This is a genomic window from Flavobacterium sp. (genome assembly GCF_031422135.1).
Classification (GTDB): domain Bacteria; phylum Bacteroidota; class Bacteroidia; order Flavobacteriales; family Flavobacteriaceae; genus Flavobacterium.
This window is the reverse complement of the sequence record NZ_JANOQD010000076.1, coordinates 25,985-47,653: the sequence shown is the minus strand read 5'-3', so window position 1 is coordinate 47,653 and position 21,669 is coordinate 25,985. Positions and strand designations below refer to the sequence as shown.

At 32.8% G+C, this 21,669-nt stretch carries 20 protein-coding genes and 1 tRNA gene; 11 read left to right on the top strand and 10 right to left on the bottom strand.

Annotation, left to right across the window (positions count from 1 at the left end; all coding sequences use genetic code 11):
• Position 1 precedes the first annotated feature (1 nt).
• From RMO70_RS10390 to RMO70_RS10380, 3 genes are all read left to right on the top strand, one after another.
• Positions 2-961 carry a glycosyltransferase family 2 protein gene (locus tag RMO70_RS10390; RefSeq protein ID WP_310556371.1) on the top strand — a complete coding sequence of 320 codons (960 nt, stop codon included), beginning with the start codon at positions 2-4 and terminating at the stop codon, positions 959-961.
• A 122-nt stretch (positions 962-1,083) separates the two neighbouring features.
• Positions 1,084-2,811, top strand: a complete 1,728-nt coding sequence (locus tag RMO70_RS10385; RefSeq protein WP_310556370.1) for a phospho-sugar mutase — start codon at positions 1,084-1,086, stop codon at positions 2,809-2,811.
• Positions 2,812-4,638: an ABC transporter ATP-binding protein gene (locus RMO70_RS10380; RefSeq protein ID WP_310556369.1), complete on the top strand. Its 1,827-nt coding sequence runs from the start codon at positions 2,812-2,814 to the stop codon at positions 4,636-4,638. It abuts the gene before it with no gap.
• Between the two features lie 73 nt (positions 4,639-4,711).
• Here RMO70_RS10380 and RMO70_RS10375 read toward each other — a convergent pair whose 3' ends face one another.
• Genes RMO70_RS10375 through RMO70_RS10365 form a run of 3 tightly spaced genes read right to left on the bottom strand, consistent with a single transcriptional unit; the run spans position 4,712 to position 9,622 of the window.
• On the bottom strand, positions 4,712-5,431 hold the full coding sequence (locus tag RMO70_RS10375; RefSeq protein ID WP_310556368.1) for a hypothetical protein: 720 nt from the start codon (positions 5,429-5,431) through the stop codon (positions 4,712-4,714).
• A 30-nt stretch (positions 5,432-5,461) separates the two neighbouring features.
• A complete protein-coding gene (locus RMO70_RS10370; RefSeq protein WP_310556367.1) occupies positions 5,462-7,924 on the bottom strand; it encodes a carboxypeptidase-like regulatory domain-containing protein in 2,463 nt (820 codons plus the stop codon).
• Between the two features lie 6 nt (positions 7,925-7,930).
• On the bottom strand, positions 7,931-9,622 hold the full coding sequence (locus tag RMO70_RS10365) for a M23 family metallopeptidase (RefSeq protein WP_310556366.1): 1,692 nt from the start codon (positions 9,620-9,622) through the stop codon (positions 7,931-7,933).
• Positions 9,623-9,810: 188 nt separating this feature from the next.
• Here RMO70_RS10365 and RMO70_RS10360 point away from each other — a divergent pair, with 188 nt between their 5' ends.
• The 3 genes from RMO70_RS10360 (at position 9,811) to rny (ending at position 12,170) form a co-directional block, all read left to right on the top strand.
• Entirely contained in the window at positions 9,811-10,101 is a 291-nt protein-coding gene (locus RMO70_RS10360; protein ID WP_310556365.1) for a hypothetical protein, read from the top strand.
• Positions 10,102-10,109: 8 nt separating this feature from the next.
• Positions 10,110-10,403, top strand: coding sequence for a cell division protein ZapA (locus RMO70_RS10355; RefSeq protein WP_310556364.1), 294 nt, complete (start codon positions 10,110-10,112; stop codon positions 10,401-10,403).
• A gap of 204 nt (positions 10,404-10,607) precedes the next feature.
• Positions 10,608-12,170 (top strand): ribonuclease Y, encoded by a 1,563-nt coding sequence (gene rny / locus RMO70_RS10350; protein WP_310556363.1) that lies wholly within the window; start codon positions 10,608-10,610, stop codon positions 12,168-12,170.
• Between the two features lie 327 nt (positions 12,171-12,497).
• Here rny and RMO70_RS10345 read toward each other — a convergent pair.
• Positions 12,498-12,571: transfer RNA gene (locus RMO70_RS10345), tRNA-Met, on the bottom strand.
• Between the two features lie 147 nt (positions 12,572-12,718).
• On the opposite strand from RMO70_RS10345, the gene RMO70_RS10340 reads away from it, so the two are divergent.
• A complete protein-coding gene (locus RMO70_RS10340; RefSeq protein WP_310556362.1) occupies positions 12,719-13,111 on the top strand; it encodes an START-like domain-containing protein in 393 nt (130 codons plus the stop codon).
• Positions 13,112-13,161: 50 nt separating this feature from the next.
• Positions 13,162-13,974, top strand: a complete 813-nt coding sequence (locus RMO70_RS10335) for an aminotransferase class IV (protein ID WP_310556361.1) — start codon at positions 13,162-13,164, stop codon at positions 13,972-13,974.
• Here the strand turns inward: RMO70_RS10335 and RMO70_RS10330 are convergent.
• From RMO70_RS10330 to RMO70_RS10305, 6 genes are all read right to left on the bottom strand, one after another.
• Positions 13,971-14,531: a YqgE/AlgH family protein gene (locus RMO70_RS10330; protein ID WP_310556360.1), complete on the bottom strand. Its 561-nt coding sequence runs from the start codon at positions 14,529-14,531 to the stop codon at positions 13,971-13,973. The genes RMO70_RS10335 and RMO70_RS10330 overlap by 4 nt on opposite strands.
• A gap of 126 nt (positions 14,532-14,657) precedes the next feature.
• Positions 14,658-15,020 (bottom strand): HU family DNA-binding protein, encoded by a 363-nt coding sequence (locus RMO70_RS10325; RefSeq protein WP_310556359.1) that lies wholly within the window; start codon positions 15,018-15,020, stop codon positions 14,658-14,660.
• A gap of 93 nt (positions 15,021-15,113) precedes the next feature.
• Positions 15,114-16,064, bottom strand: a complete 951-nt coding sequence (gene fmt / locus RMO70_RS10320) for a methionyl-tRNA formyltransferase (RefSeq protein ID WP_310556358.1) — start codon at positions 16,062-16,064, stop codon at positions 15,114-15,116.
• Positions 16,065-17,957 carry a RecQ family ATP-dependent DNA helicase gene (locus RMO70_RS10315; protein ID WP_310556357.1) on the bottom strand — a complete coding sequence of 631 codons (1,893 nt, stop codon included), beginning with the start codon at positions 17,955-17,957 and terminating at the stop codon, positions 16,065-16,067.
• Between the two features lie 52 nt (positions 17,958-18,009).
• On the bottom strand, positions 18,010-18,543 hold the full coding sequence (locus RMO70_RS10310) for an ATP-binding protein (protein WP_310556356.1): 534 nt from the start codon (positions 18,541-18,543) through the stop codon (positions 18,010-18,012).
• 267 nt (positions 18,544-18,810) lie between these two features.
• Positions 18,811-19,050 carry a hypothetical protein gene (locus RMO70_RS10305; protein WP_310556355.1) on the bottom strand — a complete coding sequence of 80 codons (240 nt, stop codon included), beginning with the start codon at positions 19,048-19,050 and terminating at the stop codon, positions 18,811-18,813.
• Between the two features lie 138 nt (positions 19,051-19,188).
• Between RMO70_RS10305 and RMO70_RS10300 the strand changes: the two genes are divergently transcribed.
• The 3 genes from RMO70_RS10300 to murA all read left to right on the top strand — a co-directional run bounded on the left by RMO70_RS10300 (position 19,189) and on the right by murA (position 21,590).
• Positions 19,189-19,473 (top strand): DUF493 family protein, encoded by a 285-nt coding sequence (locus RMO70_RS10300; RefSeq protein WP_310556354.1) that lies wholly within the window; start codon positions 19,189-19,191, stop codon positions 19,471-19,473.
• A 3-nt stretch (positions 19,474-19,476) separates the two neighbouring features.
• Positions 19,477-20,199 (top strand): DUF4290 domain-containing protein, encoded by a 723-nt coding sequence (locus tag RMO70_RS10295; RefSeq protein ID WP_310556353.1) that lies wholly within the window; start codon positions 19,477-19,479, stop codon positions 20,197-20,199.
• 83 nt (positions 20,200-20,282) lie between these two features.
• A complete protein-coding gene (gene murA / locus RMO70_RS10290) occupies positions 20,283-21,590 on the top strand; it encodes a UDP-N-acetylglucosamine 1-carboxyvinyltransferase (RefSeq protein WP_310556352.1) in 1,308 nt (435 codons plus the stop codon).
• Positions 21,591-21,669: the final 79 nt, after the last annotated feature.

Below are 21,669 nucleotides of genomic sequence, written 5' to 3'. Positions count from 1 at the left end.
AGTGAATTTAGCCATTATAATTCCTTTACTAAACGAGCAAGAATCGTTGCCAGAATTAACAACTTGGATTGCAAAAGTGATGCAAGAAAACAACTTTACTTATGAAGTTATTTTTATTGATGACGGAAGTACAGACAGTTCTTGGCAAACTATCGAAAATTTATCCAAAGAGAATCCAAATGTAAAAGGAATTCGGTTTTTGAGAAATTACGGAAAATCCCAAGCCTTGCACGCTGGTTTTGCTAAAGCAGAAGGGGATGTTGTGATTACTATGGATGCGGATTTACAAGACAGTCCAGATGAGATTCCAGGATTGTATGCTATGATTACCAATGAAAACTATGATTTAGTTTCTGGCTGGAAAAAGAAGCGATATGATAATGCTGTGACCAAGAACTTGCCTTCAAAATTGTTTAATGCAGCGGCAAGAAAAACTTCTGGTGTGCAATTGAATGATTTTAATTGTGGATTGAAAGCTTACAAAAAAGTAGTAATAAAAAACATTGAAGTTTCAGGTGAAATGCACCGCTACATTCCTGTTTTGGCAAAAAATGCTGGTTTTTCTAATATTGGTGAAAAAGTAGTGCAGCATCAAGCCAGAAAATATGGTGAATCTAAATTTGGAATGAGTCGTTTTATTAATGGCTTTTTAGATTTGATTACGATTTGGTTTCTGTCCAAGTTTGGAAAACGTCCAATGCATCTTTTTGGTGCTTTGGGAACGGTTATGTTTTTTATTGGTTTTTTATCGGCTGGATACATTGGTGTTTCAAAATTGATTCGGTTGTTTTATTTGAATCAAGAAACTATTTTAGTAACCGAAAATCCTTGGTTTTACATTGCTTTAACTACTATGATAATAGGAACTCAATTGTTTTTGGCTGGTTTTCTGGGCGAAATTATTTTGAGAACTAAAAACAACGAAGAACGGTACAAGGTTTCGAAAGAAATAAATTTATAACAATACGTATTCACGACACGGCTACTAGCCCAGATTGCAGTGAAAATCCTTTTCTTTTTTTTCTTTAAAAAAAGAAAAGATTACAACGAAAAGCTGGAAATAGCTCCAAAAACAAAATAAAAATGCACATACCACAAAATATATTAGATGCTGTAAATATTTGGCTCTCGCCAACTTTTGATATGCAAACGCAAGAAGAAATTAAGAATATGATGACTTCTTCACCCAAAGAATTGGAAGATTGTTTTTATAAAAATCTAGAATTTGGAACCGGTGGAATGCGAGGAATTATGGGTGCTGGAACCAATAGAATTAACAAATATACGTTAGGAAAAAACACGCAAGGGTTGTCTGATTATTTGCATAAATCGTTTCCAAACGAGCAAATTAAAGTGGCTATTGCTTATGATTGCCGTCATAATAGCGATACATTGGCTAAAGTTGTGGCTGATGTTTTTTCGGCAAATGGGATTAAAGTATTTTTGTTTTCTGAGATGCGAACTACTCCAGAATTATCGTTTGCAGTGAAACATTTGGCTTGTCACGCTGGAATTGTATTGACAGCATCGCACAATCCACCGGAGTACAATGGTTATAAAGTGTATTGGCAAGACGGCGGACAACTGGTTCCGCCACAAGATGGAGAAATTATTGAAATAATTGAAGCTTTGAATTATGACCAAATTAAGTTTGAAGCCAATGAAAACTTGATTGAATATATTGATATTGAAGTGGATGCCGCTTTTGTAAAATCGTCTATTGAAAATGCAAGTTTTAACACTTCGGTTTCTGCCAAAGACAGTTTGACAATTGTTTATACGTCATTGCATGGTACATCGATAAAGTCGATTCCAGAAGTTCTGGAAAAAGCAGGATATAAAAAGGTGCATATTGTTGCCGAACAAGCGGTTCCTGACGGAAATTTCCCAACTGTGAAATCACCAAATCCAGAAGAACCAGAAGCTTTGACTTTAGCACTGTCATTAGCCGAAAAAACAAATGCAGATATTGTTGTAGGAACCGATCCAGATTCTGATCGATTGGGTGTTGCTGTGAGAAATACCGAAGGCAAAATGATTTTACTAAACGGCAACCAAAGTATGGTTATTATGACTCACTTTTTGTTGCAACAATGGCAAAAACAAGGTAAGATTACTGGAACAGAATTCATAGGCTCTACCATAGTTTCAACACCAATGATGCTGGAACTGGCTTCTGGTTTTGGTGTGGAATGTAAAGTGGGTTTGACAGGTTTCAAGTGGATTGCTAAGTTTATCAAGGATTTTCCGAACCAAAAATTTATAGGTGGTGGCGAAGAAAGTTTCGGATTTATGGTTGGTGATGCCGTTCGTGACAAAGATGCTGTGGCTGCCACACTTTTAGTTTGCGAAATAGCAGCTCAAGCCAAAGAAAGAGGAAGTTCTGTATACCAAGAATTACTTCAAATGTATGTTGATTTTGGTTTTTATAAAGAACATTTGATTTCGATTACTAAAAAAGGAATAGATGGCGCCAGTGAAATCAAACAAATGATGGTAGATTTGCGAGAAAATCCTTTAAAAGAAATTAACGGAGAAAGAGTTGTTTTTATTGAAGATTATGAAAATTCGACGGCTAAAAATCTATTAGATAATGAGATAGAAGCGCTTAATATTCCAAAATCGAATGTGTTGATTTACTATTTAGAAGACGGAAGTAAAATTTGCGCTCGACCAAGTGGTACAGAACCCAAAATAAAGTTTTACTTTAGCGTGAATTGTGCCATAGAGAACATTTCAGAAATTGCTGATGCCGAAACTCTTTTGAATAACAAAATCAAAAATATTATTGCTGAAATGCAATTGAACTAGATGGAAAACATTAAAAAAATCATACCTTTTGTATTACCCTATAAAAGAAATGCCATTTGGAATATTATTTTCAATATCCTTTATGCCTTATTCAGTACTTTATCATTTGTAGCATTAGCACCTATGATGCAAGTCCTTTTTAATGAAACCAGAAAGGTTACTACTAAACCTGTATACCAAGGGATTTTTAAAATAACTAAGTTTGGAGAAGATTACTTGTACTTTTACATTACCAAATTAACCGATACAAAAGGTCCAGAATTTGCACTTCTGTTAGTAATTTCAATTATAATAGTCACTTTTTTACTTAAAAATTTATTCAATTATCTGGCCTCATTACACATAATGCACTTGCGGAATGGTGTATTGAAAGATATGAGAGTCAAATTATTTAACAAAATTATCTCCTTGCCTATTGGTTTTTATTCTGAAAAAAGAAAAGGCGATGTAATGGCTCGAATGTTAGGAGATGTAGGCGAATTCCAAAATTCATTTTTCTCCGTAATGGAACTCATTGTTCGTGAACCTCTTACTATTGTTTTCACGATAGCCACAATGTTTTCACTAAGTGTAAAACTGACTATTTTTGTTTTCTTGTTTATTCCAGTTTCTGGATTTATTATTTCGAGATTGGGTAAGAATTTAAAATCTAAATCAGAACGAGCACAAGCAGAATCAGGTTATTTTATTTCGATACTAGAAGAAACACTGAGTGGAATGAAAGTAGTAAAAAGTTATAATGCTGAAGGACGTTTTAGTAAAAAATTTAGCAGTTCCATTGATCGATTGGTAAAATTATCAAACAGTATTGGTAACAAAAATAACTTAGCATCTCCTTTGAGTGAATTTTTAGGGATTGTAACCATTGCAGTATTATTGTGGTATGGTGGAAATATGGTTTTAGTAGATCACAGTTTAAAGGGAGCTACCTTTATTGTATTTATGGCATTAGCCTACAATATTTTGACGCCTGCAAAAGCCATTTCAAAAGCATCGTACCAAGTCAAAAGCGGAATGGCAGCTGCGGAACGTGTTTTGTCAATTTTAGAGTTTGAAAACCCAATTACATCGAAAAAAAATGCCATTACAAAAAATACTTTTGATGATACCATTGAAATTAAAAACATCAATTTTAGATATGAAGAGGAGAATGTTTTAAAGAATTTTACCATTGCCATTCCAAAAGGAAAAACCGTAGCGCTAGTTGGACAATCTGGTTCAGGGAAAAGTACGATTGCCAATTTGTTAACTCGCTTTTATGATGTCAATGAAGGCTCAATAACGATTGATGGTATTAATATTAAAGATTTAAAATTGGAATCATTGCGTGGATTAATGGGGTTAGTTACTCAAGATTCGATTTTATTTAACGACTCCATCAAAAATAATATTCTTCTGGGTAAAGAAGATGCCACAGATGCTGAGGTTCTTGAGGCGCTTAAAATTGCTAATGCCTTAGAATTTGTTCAAAATTTGCCCAACGGAATCGAAACAAATATTGGTGATGCAGGAAACAAGCTCTCAGGTGGACAAAAACAGCGATTGTCAATTGCCAGAGCGGTTTTAAAAAATCCACCAATAATGGTACTTGACGAAGCCACATCAGCATTAGACACCGAAAGTGAAAAATTTGTACAAATTGCTCTTGAAAATATGATGCAGAATAGAACATCGATTGTTATTGCCCATCGATTGTCAACCATTCAAAAAGCAGACAAGATTATTGTGATGAAAAAAGGAGAAATTGTAGAACAAGGAACTCATACGGAATTGCTTGCATTGAACGGAACCTATTCAAATTTAGTAACAATGCAGAGTTTTGAATAGTTTTTTTTTTGGACTATGTTATAACTAAAAAAGGTTGAAATTAAATTTCAACCTTTTTTAGTTCAATACCTTTTTAGATAGGTTTATATTCTTCAATTTTCCAATCAGCATCCAATAGATTTACATATTGATAATGCACTTTGTCTGTTTTGTCGAACTCGCCATTTTTGTTAATATCTTCAATAGTTCTAAAGTACAATCTATTTTGAACTTCTATAAAATTCCAATCTAATAGTTCTTGCAACTCAGTTGATAATTTTGCAAAACGTTGCCCACTGACTTGGCTTATGTATAACGTTTGAATATCGTTTGAATCTAGTTTACCATCTTTGTTAGTGTCTAAATCTGACAGAACATAAACCATTATTTTGGATTTTGGATTTTCAGATTTTGTTTTTAGGTAGGTTACTCTTTGAATTAGAATTGGTTTGTCAGTTAATGATTTTAAAGAATCTGTACCAATTTCTTGAAACTTCAAATCACTCAAATACCCTGTAATTTCAAATTCGCTTGTATTTGAAATAGTAAAACTTCCTTCACCAGAACCACCTGAACTATAACTCATTTTAGAAGATTTATCGTAAATTCTGTAATCTCCAATTGGATGAATAATGTGGTTAGTCCCTTCCATGTGCACAGGCAAATCCGCAATTTTTATCTGTGTTGTATCTTTAATTACGGATTTTACCGCTTGTTTTGCATCTTCATAGATTACTTTAGGTTTTTCCGCTTCTTCACGACAACTTACTGCTAAAAATAATAAGGCTATACTATATTTTATTACTAATTTCATAATTCGGTATTTTATATCAAATATATAATTTTAAATTTTTACATTCAACTTCAAACTAAAAACTCTAGTAGTTAAATAATTGGGCACTGCGGTTTGTGTTTTATAATACACGTCACGAACCCAAGTATTTGTAATAGCGTTTTGATTATTGAACATATTAAAAATTTCCAATCCTAACGATAGGTCTTTAAAGTTTTTTAACCAATGCCCTTCTTCTTTTGCTCTAGCTCTATCGGTGAACACATACGAAAAACCCAAATCTGCTCGACGGTAATCCCTTAATCGCAATTGGGAATAATCATAAGGGTTGGCATACGATGGTGAACCGCCTGGTAAACCTGTATTGTATACTAAGTTCAAATACATTTTAAAAGTTGGAATATTCGGTATATAATCTTGAAAAAGAATTCCAAATTTTAATCGTTGATCTGTTGGTCTAGCGATATAGCCTTTATTGTCAATATTCTCTTCTGTTTTTAAATATCCAAAACTCAACCACGATTCTGTCCCTGGAACAAATTCTCCATTCAATCTCAAATCAATTCCTTGCACATAGGCTTTAGCATTATTGGCTGCTTCGTATCGGATTCTCACATTATCAAGTGTATACGGATTTACATCAGCCAATAATTTGTAATATGCCTCGCTTACTAATTTGAAAGGACGTTGCCACATTTTGAAACTGTAATCATTCCCTAAAACATAGTGTATGGATTGTTGCGCTTTTACATTGGGTACAACTTTACCTAACTCATTTCTCAATTCCCTATAAAATGGTGGTTGATAATACAATCCGTTAGAAAAACGAAACAACATATCAATATCCCAATCTGGTTTAATCGCAAATTGAACTCTTGGACTTAACACAAACTGGCTTTCTCCATTTATATTATCGCCACTAACTCTCCATTGTTGTCCTCTAATTCCAATATTTGTGAAAATTTCGTGTTCTCCCCAAGCACCTCTTTTGCTCCATTGTCCGTATCCAGAAATTCTATCAATTGTAGCAAAATTTTTAGCTCTAATGTTGTTATAAGGAGCCAAGGGCCCTGAATATGAAGTATAGGGCTGCTCATTATTAGGCAATTCAATAATGGGTGGATTTAAGGAGAATCCTGCGGAATCAATTACCTCCCACTCTATTAATCTATCACGAATGTCTTCCCTTGTTAGTTTAAATCCCCATTCGATTTGAGTCTCATTGTTTTTATGAAATCCTTTTATTTCAGCATTAGCAATAACCGCATCTAAATCATTTCGAGCATGTGTAAGTTGTGATCCAATTCCTCGTGAAAAATCAACATTACCAAAATTTTCTGAACCCAGATTTGTATCAACAGAACCCAATCTGTATTCCGCTAAAATGTCAAAATATTCTTGTTCAGTTGTATGATATCCAGAAAGAATAAGTTTTAAATCAAAATTTTCATTAACCGCATACGTAGTTTTTAATGCTCCGAACAACGTGTTGTATTTATCTTTTTCTTGACCGTCATATTGAACCAAAAGAGCGATAGGATCCTCCAATGTTCCGAAATTAGTTTGACGGGATACGGGTTTGTAATCGTATTTGTTTTGAGAAACATTGCCCAGAAAGCTGAATTGCCATTTGGTGTTTGGCGTATAAGTTACACACGATTGCACATCCACAAAACGAGGTCTAAAGTTCGTTTCTGTTTCTTGGCTATTTACAAGTAAGCTATTGTCACGATATCTTACTCCAGTTACTGCACTCCATTTTTGATTTTTTGAAACTGCATCAACCGAAAGGCTTCCTCCAAGAAAACTGGCTTCAAATGACGCTCCGAATTTAGTTGGTCGACGGTATGTAATATCTAATACAGATGATAATTTATCACCGTATTTTGCTTGAAAACCACCCGCAGAAAAATCAATACTTTGAACCAAATCGGTATTTGTGAAACTCAAGCCTTCTTGTTGTCCAGAACGCACTAAAAAGGGACGATACACTTCAATTTCATTTACATACACTAAATTTTCGTCATAATTTCCACCACGAACTGCATATTGAGTACTCAATTCATTATTTGAATACACCCCTGGCAATGTTTTTAAAATGTTTTCGACACCCGCATTGGCACCTGGAATTAGCCTTACAGCTCTTGGAGAAATTGTGGTTATACCTTCCACTCTTTTTCGATTGTTGTTTGTGATGACAACTTCCCCCATTTGTTCGACATTGTTCTTTAAAACAATATTAAATTCATAGTCGTCATTCGATTTTAATTCCAATGAAACTACAGCACTTTTTAGTGCCAAATGTGAAAATTTCAAATTCGATTTAACATTACTTGCAATAGTTAGAATATAAAAACCGCTAGCATTGGTTTTTGTGTTATTCCCTTGAAAAGAAACCGACACATTTTCAACAGGTTGATTCGATTCATCAAACACAATTCCTTTTACTCTAGCAGATTGTGCAAAAGTAAACGTAGAAAATAAATAAAATAATAAGGTGATTTTGGTTTTCAAAATAGTTTATTTTGTTTTAGTAAAAGTGGATTCAAAAGTGGTTGAATTTCCTAAATTATCAGTTACAATAATTTTGAATTCATTTTTACCATTTGTATAAATCGCATCGGACAAATTATGTCTTAATCTATTCAATTTACTTTCGTATTCCATTAGAATCCATTCTCCGTTCAAGTATGCATTATATGTTTTAATGCCCGATAAATTATCTGAAATATAAATCTGTAACGTTTTTTGAGTGTCTAAATTGCTTCCTTCTTCAAAATTTGGTTTATAAATTTTGGGAGCTATTGAATCAGAAGTAATATAAAATTTACCTAAATTTTTAGTTTTAATTGAAAAACTGTCGTCTTTTTTATACGTTGTATTGTAACTTAAAATACCATTACTTACATTGGCAATAAACATTTTTTCTCTTTCTTCAGATGGTATTTTAGTGACATCAAAGGTAATTGTCATGTGATTGTTTACCGCTATTGCATTCTCATTTAGCAGTAGCTGATTGTCTTTTACATTAAATTTTAAATAAAAATCTTCATTGAATGTTTTTTCAGGAATAAATAACGATATGTCGTCTTTAAAATAGCTATTGTCATTTCTTGCTTTCAAAAAATATGGCGTTTTGTTTGTTTCTTTTTTAATTTTTATTGGCAAATTAGCATACGAAATAGGAATATTTACAATGGTTTTATTGCCATGAAAATCTTGAACTATTACTTTATAATTCAAGTTCAAATTCGTAGAAACATTTATAATACCATCATTTTTAGTAATTTTCATAATGCTATTAGGATAGGATAAACCTAAAAAAAGTTTTTGAAATCTTTGTTTCTGTGATTTATAAATCTCATAATCTATAAAGGTGTTGATGTATTTGGTTTCATCGAATGAAAAAGAATCAAATTCGAAACCAAAATAAGGCATTCCGTTTAAATAAGTATCTAATTTAAATATACCATTTTTACTGTAGCTTTCTGTTGAAGTATCATAGGCATTAATCCCAAAAGAAATTTTCCCACTAGCTAACACCTTACCAGCGAGATATGTTCCGTCTTTTTGCAGTGTTAGCGGGATCAAAACTGGTTTGTTTGAACCATTTATTTGCGAAGTATCATCCATACTGTATCCTAACAAACCATTAATTACAGGAGGGTTTTGATCTTTCATATCCGCATCAAACCCAAAAAAAAGTGGATTAATTACTTTCTCTGTTTTAGTATCTCTGAACTCAAAATGCAAATGTGGCCCACCTGAACTTCCAGTATTTCCTGAATATGCAATTAAATCTCCTTTTTTGACCGAAATTTCATTGGCTTTTAGAAAAATCTCAATTTCATAATTTTTTTTATCATAATGTTCCTCATTCACAAGCTTTTGAATTTCTGGATTGCATTGCTGCAAGTGACCATAAACCGTAGTGAATCCGTTTGGATGATCTATATATAATGACTTTCCGTAGCCTCCTGTTGAAATTTTGATTCTAGACACGAAACCGTCAGCACTTGCATAAACAGGCAATCCTTCTTGCTTATCCGTTCTAAAGTCGAGTCCAGAATGAAAATGATTGGGTCTTAACTCACCAAAAGACCCAGAAACTTTAGTAGCAATTCCTAAAGGAGAACGAAAATAATCCTTAGGATACTTGTCCTGTCCAATAGCTGAAATAAAAACAAACCATAAAATAACACTAAATCTCATAAAAAACATTTGCGCTAATATAAAGAATACTTTTAAAAAAAACACAAGGAAATACATATTACTAACCTCAACGTTTTAAAGCAATTAGAGCATTTAAATAATAATTTTTTATTTTTTATGGTAAACTTATTGCAATAATTGAATAGGAATACTAACTTTGTGAAGTTATGTAATGAATTTTTATTGCAATGAGTGAAATTAGAGAAATAGTTGATTCTCTTGAAAATAGATTTGAAAAGTTTTTAAAAAAAATGGAAGATTTACAAGAAGTAAATCGAATTTTATCAATAAAACTTAATGAATCTGAAAAGATAGTTTCAAATCTTAATCAAGAAATTAAAGAGGTAAAATCTAATTTTGACGCTATGAAAATTACAAATTCATTATTAGGTAGTGACGAATACAAAAGGGATACAAAGCTTAAAATAAATTCATTAATTAGAGAAATAGATTATTGTATTGCACAACTTTCTGATTAGAAAGCAAAATGAGTGAAAAACTAAAAATAAAAATATCAATTGCAGACCGAGTTTATCCATTAACAGTGGAGCCAAGTCAAGAAGAGGGACTACGAAGTGCTTCTAAAAAAATTGATACTATGATAAAACAGTTTGAACAAAATTATGCCGTACGAGACAAACAAGATGTACTGGCAATGTGCGCTTTACAATTTGCTTCTCAAGTAGAACAAAAACAAATTGACAAGACAACAATAGAAGAAACAACGCTATTGAAACTTGAAAAATTAAATGAATTATTAGGTGAATATCTTCTAAAATAACACGTTCTTTACATAAACTAAAATACTACCTACATTAGTACTTATTTGATAAACTCAACACTAACAAATTAAAATGAGTAAATCTTCGTTTCTATAACAAGCCTTTCAGTAGGAAGTTTGAACAACGAGTTAGCTCAAAACTTGTCAATCAGAGTTTATGCAATACCACTAGTGTAGGTTTTTTATATATAAACCAAAACAAATATGGACATTTTAACAATTATAGTTTCAGCAATTGCTGGAATAGGCGGAGGATTCGGGATTTCAAAATTTATTGAAAAAAGTAACGTTTCAAACCTTATAAAAAACGCTAAAAAAGAAGCAGCCTCCGTTCTAAAAGATGCGAATCTTGAAGCCGAAAACATTAAAAAAGATAAAATACTTCAGGCAAAAGAGAAATTTATTGAGCTCAAGACCGAGCACGAACAAGTAATAACGAATAGAGAACGTAAGGTCATTGAGGTTGAAAAAAGAATTCTTGTAAAAGAATCACAACTTTCGAGCGAACTTTCAAAAGCCAAAAAAGTAAATGATGATTATGAAGAAAAAACCTCAGAATATACAACAAAACTAGAAATTCTAGACAGAAAGTATGTTGAAGTAGAGAAAATGCATAAAAGTCAAGTCAATCAACTAGAAGTTATTTCCGGTTTATCTGCTGAAGATGCAAAAAATCAGCTTATTGAAAGCTTAAAAGCTGAAGCTAAGACTAAAGCAATGGCGCACATTCAAGAAACTATTGAAGAGGCAAAACTTACAGCACATCAAGAAGCCAAAAAAATAATCATTAGCACTATTCAACGTGTAGGAACAGAGGAAGCTGTTGAAAATTGTGTTTCTGTTTTTAATATCGAATCGGACGATGTAAAAGGAAGAATTATTGGACGTGAAGGTCGTAACATTCGCGCAATCGAAGCTGCTACTGGCGTAGAAATTATTGTTGACGATACCCCTGAAGCCATTATTCTTTCTTGTTTTGATCCAGTTCGTAGAGAAATTGCTCGATTGGCACTACATAAATTAGTAACCGATGGTCGTATTCATCCAGCCCGTATCGAAGAAGTAGTAGCAAAAACCACCAAACAAATAGATGATGAGATTGCTGAAGTAGGAAAACGAACTGTAATCGATTTAGGAATCCACGGTTTGCATCCTGAATTAATAAAAGTAGTTGGTCGTATGAAATACAGATCTTCTTATGGTCAAAACTTACTACAGCACTCGCGCGAAGTTTCAAAACTTTGTGGAATTATGGCAGCAGAATTAGGACTAAATGTAAAACTAGCGAAAAGAGCTGGATTACTTCACGATATAGGAAAAGTTCCAGACGCAGAGAGCGATTTACCTCACGCACTTTTAGGAATGCAGTGGGCTGAAAAATATGGCGAAAAGGAAGAAGTTTGCAACGCCATTGGTGCGCATCACGATGAGATCGAAATGAAATCATTATTATCTCCAATTGTACAAGTATGTGATGCCATTTCAGGCGCAAGACCGGGTGCAAGACGCCAAGTTCTGGATTCATACATTCAACGTTTAAAAGATTTAGAAGAAGTAGCTTATGGATTTACTGGCGTTAAAAGTGCTTATGCCATTCAAGCAGGTCGTGAATTAAGAGTTATTGTTGAAAGTGAAAAAGTAAGCGATGATAGTGCTTCAAACTTATCTTTTGAAATATCTCAAAAAATCCAAACTGAAATGACCTATCCAGGACAAGTTAAAGTAACTGTAATTAGAGAGACTCGAGCTGTAAATATTGCTAAATAAGAAATTCTAAAAATTTATTTTTAAATACCACTTTCTCAAGTGGTATTTTTTTTGAATAAAATCTTCATAAAAAAATGCAAAAAACAAGAAATATAATTTTAAGTTGAAACATTCATTTAAATTAATTCCAACTTAATACAACAGAAGGACCAAAAAGAGTATTACATAAAATTGGTAAACCATTTTTTTAATCTTAAAATAAACCCTAAAAAGGTAAATTAGGCTTTTATCTGAAAGAAAATGAGCCATTTAATTGTGTGTGGATTTTAAAATAAAAGATTTTAATAAAAAAACCCTAATTACTATTGTTAAGTAATTAGGGTTTTGTAGCGAGAGGGAGATTTGAACTCCCGACCTCAGGGTTATGAATCCTGCGCTCTAACCGACTGAGCTACCTCGCCATTTTGTTTCGGTTATTACATTTCTCAATGCGGGTGCAAATATAGTATTATATTTAGAGGTTGCAAATATATTTTGAAAAAATATAATTATTAAAAATATTTTTTTTTAAAACTTTAAATGTATATATTTCCAAAAAAATTGTTAAAATGGATCACAAAGTACGTTACGAACTAGAATTTCCGATAAACTCCTCACCACAGCTTTTGTATCAGTACATTTCGACCCCTTCAGGGCTTCAAGAATGGTTTGCCGATAACGTGAACTCTCGAGGTGAATTTTACACCTTTATATGGAACGATTCGCAAGAAAAAGCAAGGTTGTATTCTAAAAAATCTGGCGAAAAAATAAAATTCAAATGGATGGACGAAGACAACAAGGACACCGAATATTATTTTGAGATGAGAATTCTTGTAGATGAAATAACAAAAGACGTATCACTAATGGTTGTAGATTACGCAGAGGAAGATGATATTGAAGAATCTAAATTATTATGGGAAAACCAAGTATCTGATTTAAAACACGTGATTGGTTCTGTATAATTTAAATTTATTACCCTTATATTTGCCTTGAAAATTTCAGGGCTTTTTTTATGCAAAATACAAATTCGTTACAAAACAATCGTGGGTTTCTATATGGAGATGCCGTTTTTGAAACAGTTAAAATTATTGATAATAAAATTTTATTTGTTGAGGATCACTACTTTCGATTAATGGCTTCTATGCGAATTTTGAGAATGGAAATTCCTATGAATTTTACAATGGAATTTTTTGAGGATGAAATATTAGGATATGCTCAAAAAGAAAATACCTCAATTAGTGCTAGAGCAAGAATTACTGTTTACAGAGATGCAACAGGATATTATCTGCCTGAAAAGAATACCATTTCTTATGAAATCAGCATATCAAAGCTAGAAAATTCAATTTATACAATTGAAAAAAATAGCTATGAAGTCGATTTATACAAAGATTTTTATATTTCGAAACAATTAATTTCAACTTTAAAAACCACTAACAGAATCATAAATATTACTGGAAGCATTTATGCAAAAGAAAATGATTTAGACAACTGTTTGCTTTTAAATGAAGAGAAAAATGTAGTAGAAGCATTAAATGGAAATATTTTTATGCTAAAAGATGGAATTTTAAGCACTCCACCTTTATCTGATGGTTGTTTAAACGGAATTATGAGAAAACAAATTGTAGCCTTGGCTAAAAACACCGAAACACTATCATTTGAGGAAGCTTCGATTTCGCCTTTTGATTTGCAAAAAGCAGATGAATTATTCATTACAAATATTATAAAAGGAATTCAACCCATAACAAAATATAGAAAAAAAGAGTTTGAAAGTAATTTATCAAACGATTTACTTAATAAATTGAATGCAAAATTAAGATTGAATTAATTATACATTGGATTTTCTGGCGCATTGGACCAGATAAGATAGTCGCCACCTTGTTCCATTATTTTTTCTCTCCAGAAATCGGTTGCAGATTTACCAATTATTTTATTTTGAAGTCCATTTTCAGAAATTATCCATGAATTAGAATCTAACTCATCTTGCAATTGCTCTGCATCCCAACCTGAATAACCAAGAAAAAAACGAATATTATTTTGACTTATCTTACCCTCATTTATTAAATCTCGGGTTGAATCAAAACAGCCTCCCCAATAAATGCCTTCAGCAATTTCAATACTATTGGGTATATGTTGTGGGATATTATGAATAAAATATAAGTTGTCTTGTTCGATTGGACCGCCGTTATAAATTTTAAAATTAGCTTTGATATCAGGCATTAAATCTTCTATGGTATAACCTAAAGGCTTGTTTAAGATAAACCCTACAGATCCGTCCTTATTATGATCTGCTAATAAAACAACCGATCTATTAAAGGACAAATCACCTGTAATAGAAGGTTCTGCTACTAACAAATTCCCTTTTTTTGGTTTTATTGCAATCATAAAATTTATAATTTGTTTAAATTTAACAAAAAAAATAATTACAATCCAAATAAAACTGATAAAAAACACAAAAACGCATAAAAAAAGCCACACATTGTGTGGCTTTAATTTTTGCATGCTTCAATACTATTTGTTTACTGATCCTTCTAAATCTGCACCAGCTTTGAATTTCACTACATTTTTTGCAGCAATTTTGATAGTTTTTCCAGTTTGTGGGTTTCTTCCGTCTCTTGCAGCTCTGTTAGTAACTGACCAAGATCCAAAACCTACAAGAGAAACTCTTCCACCTTTTTGCAAGGTTCCTTCAACATTTCCTAAAAATGACTCTAAAGCTAATTTTGCAGCAGCTTTTGTAATTCCTGCGTCAGCAGCGATAGCATCGATTAAATCTGATTTGTTCATAATAATTGTATTAATTGTTTTGGTTAATAAATTTTCAACGTTGTACAAATTTAGTAGGATTTCCTTATCACGCAACAGTTCGGGCATTTTTTTGTTGATTTTGTTAATAACTTTAACGTTTTGTTTAAAAACCAATCTATTTTAGACTAAAAAACCCGTTGAACTACCACAATCATTGACTTATAAAGCTATAGCATTTTCGGAAAAACCAATTCCATTGAGTAATTCATAGGTCATCATTTTCTTTTTTCCTGGAAATTGAAGTGCGTTAATATGTATAAAACCTCCTAAAACGGAAATTTTCATTTCTTTTTTAGTCGTGATTAGTTTACCTATGGGTTCATCGTGAGGCAAAATTTCCATTGTTATATCATATATTTTAACACTCCATTGTTGTTCAACATCTTTAAAATCACACCAAGCGGCTGGATAAGGACTTAAACCGCGAATTAAGTTATAGATCTCGGTTACGTTTTTGGTGAAATCAATTTTACAATTGTGCCTGTCTAATTTGTAGGCGGTTTTAGTATCGCTGGTTTCGTGTTGAATTATAGTTCTTACATTCCCCTTTGAAATTATGCCTAGTGTTTCGAGGACTGCATCGCAACCTAGACTCATAAGTGCATTGTGCAACTCGCCAGCGGAATCGGTTTCAGAAATAGCAATTTCTTTACTTAAAATCATTGCTCCTGTGTCGATTTTATCATCTATAAAAAAAGTGGTGACGCCAGTTTTTGTTTCTCCATTAATAATTGCCCAATTTATTGGTGCTGCTCCACGGTAATTAGGCAGCAGCGATGCGTGCAAATTAAACGTGCCCAATTCTGGCATTTCCCATACTACTTTTGGAAGCATTCTAAATGCTACTACAATTTGCAAATTGGCATTTAGCGTTTGTAGCTCGGATAAAAATTCTTCTGATTTTAGGTTAGTGGGTTGTAACAAGTGAAGGTTATTTTCTAAAGCATATTCTTTGACGGCAGAATATTTAATTTTCTGTCCACGACCTGCAGGTTTATCCGCTGCTGTAATTACTCCTACTATATTATGCTTGTTCTCTTTGATTATGGCGTCTAGAATTCCTACTGCAAATTCTGGAGTTCCCATAAAAACGATTCGTAAATCTTTCATTTATATAAGTGTAAATTGATTTTTTGAATTAATTGAAATCTTGTCGATTTCTAATAATTGCTTTAAGGATTTTAATATTTCAGAAGCTTCTATTTGCAGAATTTCTTCTAATGCGCGAGAAGTTAAATCGGATTTTGATAATTCTTTGATTATTTTTATTCTGATTTCTTCCGAATTTATTGCTTTTTTATTTTTACCAACACAGTAAGAGCAAACACCACAATTGGTTTGGATACTTTCCCCAAAATACAAGAGTAATAATTTGCTTTTGCATTGTTTGGTATCAGAAATATAACTCACAACAGAATCCAACTGACTTTTTTTTACTAGATTTTGCTTTTCAAGATATTTAGAAACACGATTTATGGTTCTATCATCTTCTCGAACTTCCAAAAATGTAATTTTTGATTCGTTTTGAGTCGAGAAATAATCGACAATGTTTCGTTCTTTTAATTTTTGAAGTAAATGTAAAACATTCGCTTCTGTTGTATTGGATTTTTTAGCAATAAAAATCGTATTGATGTTAGTTTGCAACTCAAAAATACCTGAATAGGTTCTTAAAATATTTGAAATTATAGGCTCGTCATCTGGATTAAGACTCATATATCGGATTACTTCTTTGGACTCAATAATAAATTGCACTTGCGCTTTTTCAGAAAATACCGAAGTTATTGAGATTATACTTTGTCTGTCCAAAAATTGAAGTCCATTAAAAACTTTAACAACAGGAAGTTTGTAATAATTGCAAAATTGATTGATACTGAAATCGAATTCTTCGTTGATGCCCTCTCCATAAGCCACTTTAAAATAGTTACATAATTTTTTATACACCTCTTTTAAGAAAATTGTATCTGGCAACACGGCTAAAAACTGTCCTTCTGCTTGTAAAACATCAGATGGTGCGCTTATTAAAATGGCAAAAGCTTTTTCGCCGTTTCGCCCTGCTCTACCAGCTTCTTGGTAATAACTTTCGAGGTTTTCAGGCAAATTAATGTGTATAACGGTTTTAACGTTTGGTTTGTCAATTCCCATTCCGAAAGCACTGGTAGCAATCATCACAGGTTTTTCTTCCTTCATCCAAGCCGTCATATTGGCTTCTTTCTCTTTGATAGGCAAACCACCGTGATAAAAAGTAGTTTTGTGTCCCAAAACTTGCAATTGCGTAGCCACTTCGTGGCAACTTTTTCGGTTACGAACATAGATTATGGCGGGTTCTGGATTTTTTTGTAAAATTTGATTTACTTTATACAATTTATCTTCTGATGGAATGATGAAGTATCCTAAATTATTTCGAGCAAACGATTGCTGGAAAATTTTTGACGATTCAAGTCCTAGTAATTTAATAATATCGACTTTGACTTCTGGTGTTGCCGATGCGGTCAAAGCCACAAATGGAATAGATTTGAAATGTGTTTTTAGGTTTTTTATTTTCAGATAGGCTGGTCGAAAATCGTGTCCCCATTGTGAGACACAATGTGCTTCGTCAATAGCAATTAGGGTTATAGGCAAGGCTTTTATTCGGTCTAAAACCCAATCTTGCTCTAGTCTTTCTGGTGATAAATACAAGAATTTATAGTTCCCAAACTGGCAATTGTCTAGCAAATCGATTAACTCGTCTGATTTTATTCCTCCTGTAAGCGCAATGGCTTTTATGTCTCTGGATTGCAGTTGGTTAATCTGATCTTTCATCAAAGCAACAAGTGGCGATATGACCAAACACAACCCATCATTGACCATTGTTGGCACTTGAAAACACAACGATTTTCCTCCACCAGTAGGTAGCAATCCAAAGGTATCGTTGCCACTTAAAACCGATTCAATTATGTCTTCTTGAACAGGTCTAAAAGTGTCGTAATGCCAGTATTTTTGAAGAATTTGTAATGCTTTTTGCATTTTAATACTGATAAAAGTGACAAATAAAAGCTAAGAAACTCGGAACTTAAAATTAAATTTGATCTAATATAAAAAGAATTCTATTATCAACAGTATCTTTAGGCACCTCTATTAGATTGTAATTGTATTTTTGATAGGTTTCAACCAGATGTTTGTATATTTCTTTAGCTTGTTCGTAATTTTCATATCGTTCATTGTCAGATATATATATTTCTCGCCAAGGTGGCAACATAAATATTTTGGTGTATTTATAATTGTGACACGCTTTGTCAAAAAATTCAGGATAACTATCGCCAATATAATGCATATAGGCTAATACATCTGGAATACCACGATCAATGAAAACAATCTCTTGAAGTTCATTTTGCGCATCTTGATATTGCTTTATTCTACCTTCAAGAAGCAATTCACTAAAAAGAAGTGGTTTTTCTAGAAACAATTGATCTATTCCATTCTCTTGTGCTTCTAGTGTAACTTGGCGTGAAATTTCAGGATAACAACTATATCCTTTAGCAACCAAACCATCTATAATTGTGCTTTTCCCTGTTCCTGGTCCACCTATGATTACTACAATTTCTTTAGCCACTTTTTAAATTTTAAAAAAGCAAAAATACTTAAAGTTATTGGAATTTGGAAACATTTGTAAATAGGGAATAATTATTTAAGTATATGGGTTTGAAATCATTATTGTTTGATAAAAAAATCTCATATCCTCTGGAGCTAAAATACAACTCAAAATATTTGTTTCTGCTACAAAGATTTCACTCCTAACAGAGCTATTTTAGTTCCATTTGGACTTGCTGTTTATAGAAAGATTGAATTTTAATTAAGTAAGCTCCATAGGAGCGACCTATTAGTAAAGCAGTGTTAAACTAAAAGTTCTATTGTTTTCTAATGGTTTTGTCGGATAATAATGGTTTGGAATATAAAATACTAGATATTGCGGTTTTAGAATTCTGGAAAAGAGTTGTGTTTTTGTTTGCGGATTGCCTAGCCCTGATGGCAGTGAAAAGAAATCAGGATAAAAGGTGATTTTTTCTTGACTTTCCAAAGCGACCAAAGGAAGCTCTTGGAAAGGTATTAGAAAAAACAACTTTTGAGGGATTTCTTGAAACGAACAGCAGGAATAGCTTCAAAAAAAATGGAATTGGGATACTTTTGTAAATTCTGAAATGTAAATTCTGAAAATCTAAAATCAAAAACGTATATTTGCTTTTATTTTAATTTAAGAATGGATAAGAAGACCGAAGATTTTTACGAAAGACTAAAAGTAGAACTCGACAATAGCAACACTTGGCCAGCAGAATACTTGTTTAAATTCATAGTTCCTAGCGTTAATGACAACGTGGAACGTGTAGAAAATGCTTTCAATTGTATGGGAGCTGTGATAAAAACTACAAAATCTAAAACTGGAAAATTCACTAGTATATCAGTGGATGTGACTATGAAAAATGCTCAAGAAATAATCGATAAATACCAAGAAGTTAGTACCATAGAGGGTATTGTTTCGCTATAGCATATGAACACAAAATATATCAAAGAAATCGCTAACGATGTAGTCCAGCATTTGGAATACAATTCTGAAAGAAAACCACTTATTATTCCAGAATACGGTCGTTATTTGCACGTTTTAATTGATCAAGCTACTGCTATCGAAGATAAAACAGAGCGCAATAAAGCGGCAAAATACATTATCTCAGTAATGGGGAATTTGAATCCACACTTGCGTGATGTGCCAGATTTTCAACACAAATTGTGGGATCAAATTTTTATTATGTCTGATTTTAAATTGGATGTGGATTCGCCATACCCAATTCCGTCCCGTGAGGTTCTTAAAATGAGACCTGATCCGTTGAATTATCCTCAAAATTTCCCTAAATACCGTTTTTATGGTAACAACATCAAATATATGATCGATGTGGCCAACAAGTGGGAAGATGGCGAACTGAAAAGTGCCTTGTGCAAAGTGATTGCAACGCATATGAAAAAATCCTATTTGAGTTGGAACAAAGACACTGTGACTGATGCTGTGATTTTTGAACATTTGCTCGAATTGTCTGGCGGTAAAATTAACTTGACACAAAGCACGGAAGAATTATTGAATTCAAACGACTTGATGCGAACTAACAAACGTATGTCAAACAAAATACAAACCAACACAAACAACAATAATGGTAAACCAAAAATTATAAAAAATGGCAAACCAAAACCTTTTATAAAGAACAATAATAATCCGAAATAAATAGTTGAAATTCGAATCGTAATTTTTTAAAAATTGCAATTCGTAATTCGTAATTCGTAATTCGTAATTCGTAATTCAAAAAAATGGGAGTTTTTAAAATAGAAGGCGGTATCCGTCTAAAAGGCGATATCACGCCTCAAGGAGCAAAAAACGAAGCCTTACAAATATTATGTGCTGTGCTTTTGACTCCTGAAAAAGTAACAATCAATAATATTCCTGATATTATTGATGTGAACAAACTGATTACTTTATTGGGTAATCTAGGAGTTAAAATTCAAAAAAACGGTGCTGGATCCATCACTTTTCAAGCAGATGATGTTAATGTTGGCTACCTAGAAACTGAAGCTTTTAAAAAAGAAGGCGGTTCGCTTCGTGGTTCCATTATGATTGTTGGGCCACTTTTGGCTCGTTTCGGAAAAGGATACATTCCAAAACCAGGTGGTGACAAAATAGGCAGACGAAGATTAGATACTCATTTTGAAGGTTTTATTATTCTTGGCGCAAAATTCAGATACAACAGAGAAGATCATTTTTATGGTGTTGAAATTGATGGCAAACTAAAAGGAGCATATATGCTTTTAGACGAAGCATCGGTAACAGGAACAGCAAATATTGTGATGGCAGCTGTTTTAGCTGAAGGCACTACAACCATATACAACGCTGCTTGCGAACCCTATTTACAACAATTATGTAAGATGTTGAACTCGATGGGAGCTAAAATATCTGGAGTGGGTTCGAACTTACTCACTATTGAAGGGGTTGATAATCTTGGTGGTTGCGATCATCGAATTTTGCCAGATATGATCGAGATTGGTTCTTGGATTGGTCTTGCTGCTATGACTAGAAGTGAAATTACAATCAAGAATGTTTCTTGGGAAAATCTAGGTGTTATTCCTAGTACTTTTAGAAAACTAGGTATTACTTTAGAAAAACGTGGAGACGATATTTACATTCCTACTCACGAAAATTATGAAATAAAAACTGATATTGACGGTTCGATTTTAACCATTGCCGATGCCCCTTGGCCAGGATTGACTCCTGATTTATTGAGTATTATATTGGTTGTTGCTACTCAAGCTAAAGGCGATGTTTTGATTCATCAAAAAATGTTTGAAAGCCGTTTGTTTTTTGTGGATAAACTAATTGATATGGGTGCAAAAATTATGTTGTGCGATCCACACAGAGCCGTGATTATGGGACATAATTTCGAATCGCAACTCAAAGCAACCACAATGTCTTCGCCAGATATTAGAGCTGGAATTTCACTTTTGATTGCTGCACTTACTGCTAAAGGAACAAGTACGATTCAAAATATTGAACAAATTGATCGTGGCTACGAACGTATTGACGAACGATTGAGAGCTATTGGAGCGAATATCATTAGAGAATAAATAGATATAAGATTTTTGATATAAAAATCCCGATAGCTTTTGCAAATTGGGATTTTTTTTTGATTTTGTTTTTTGAATT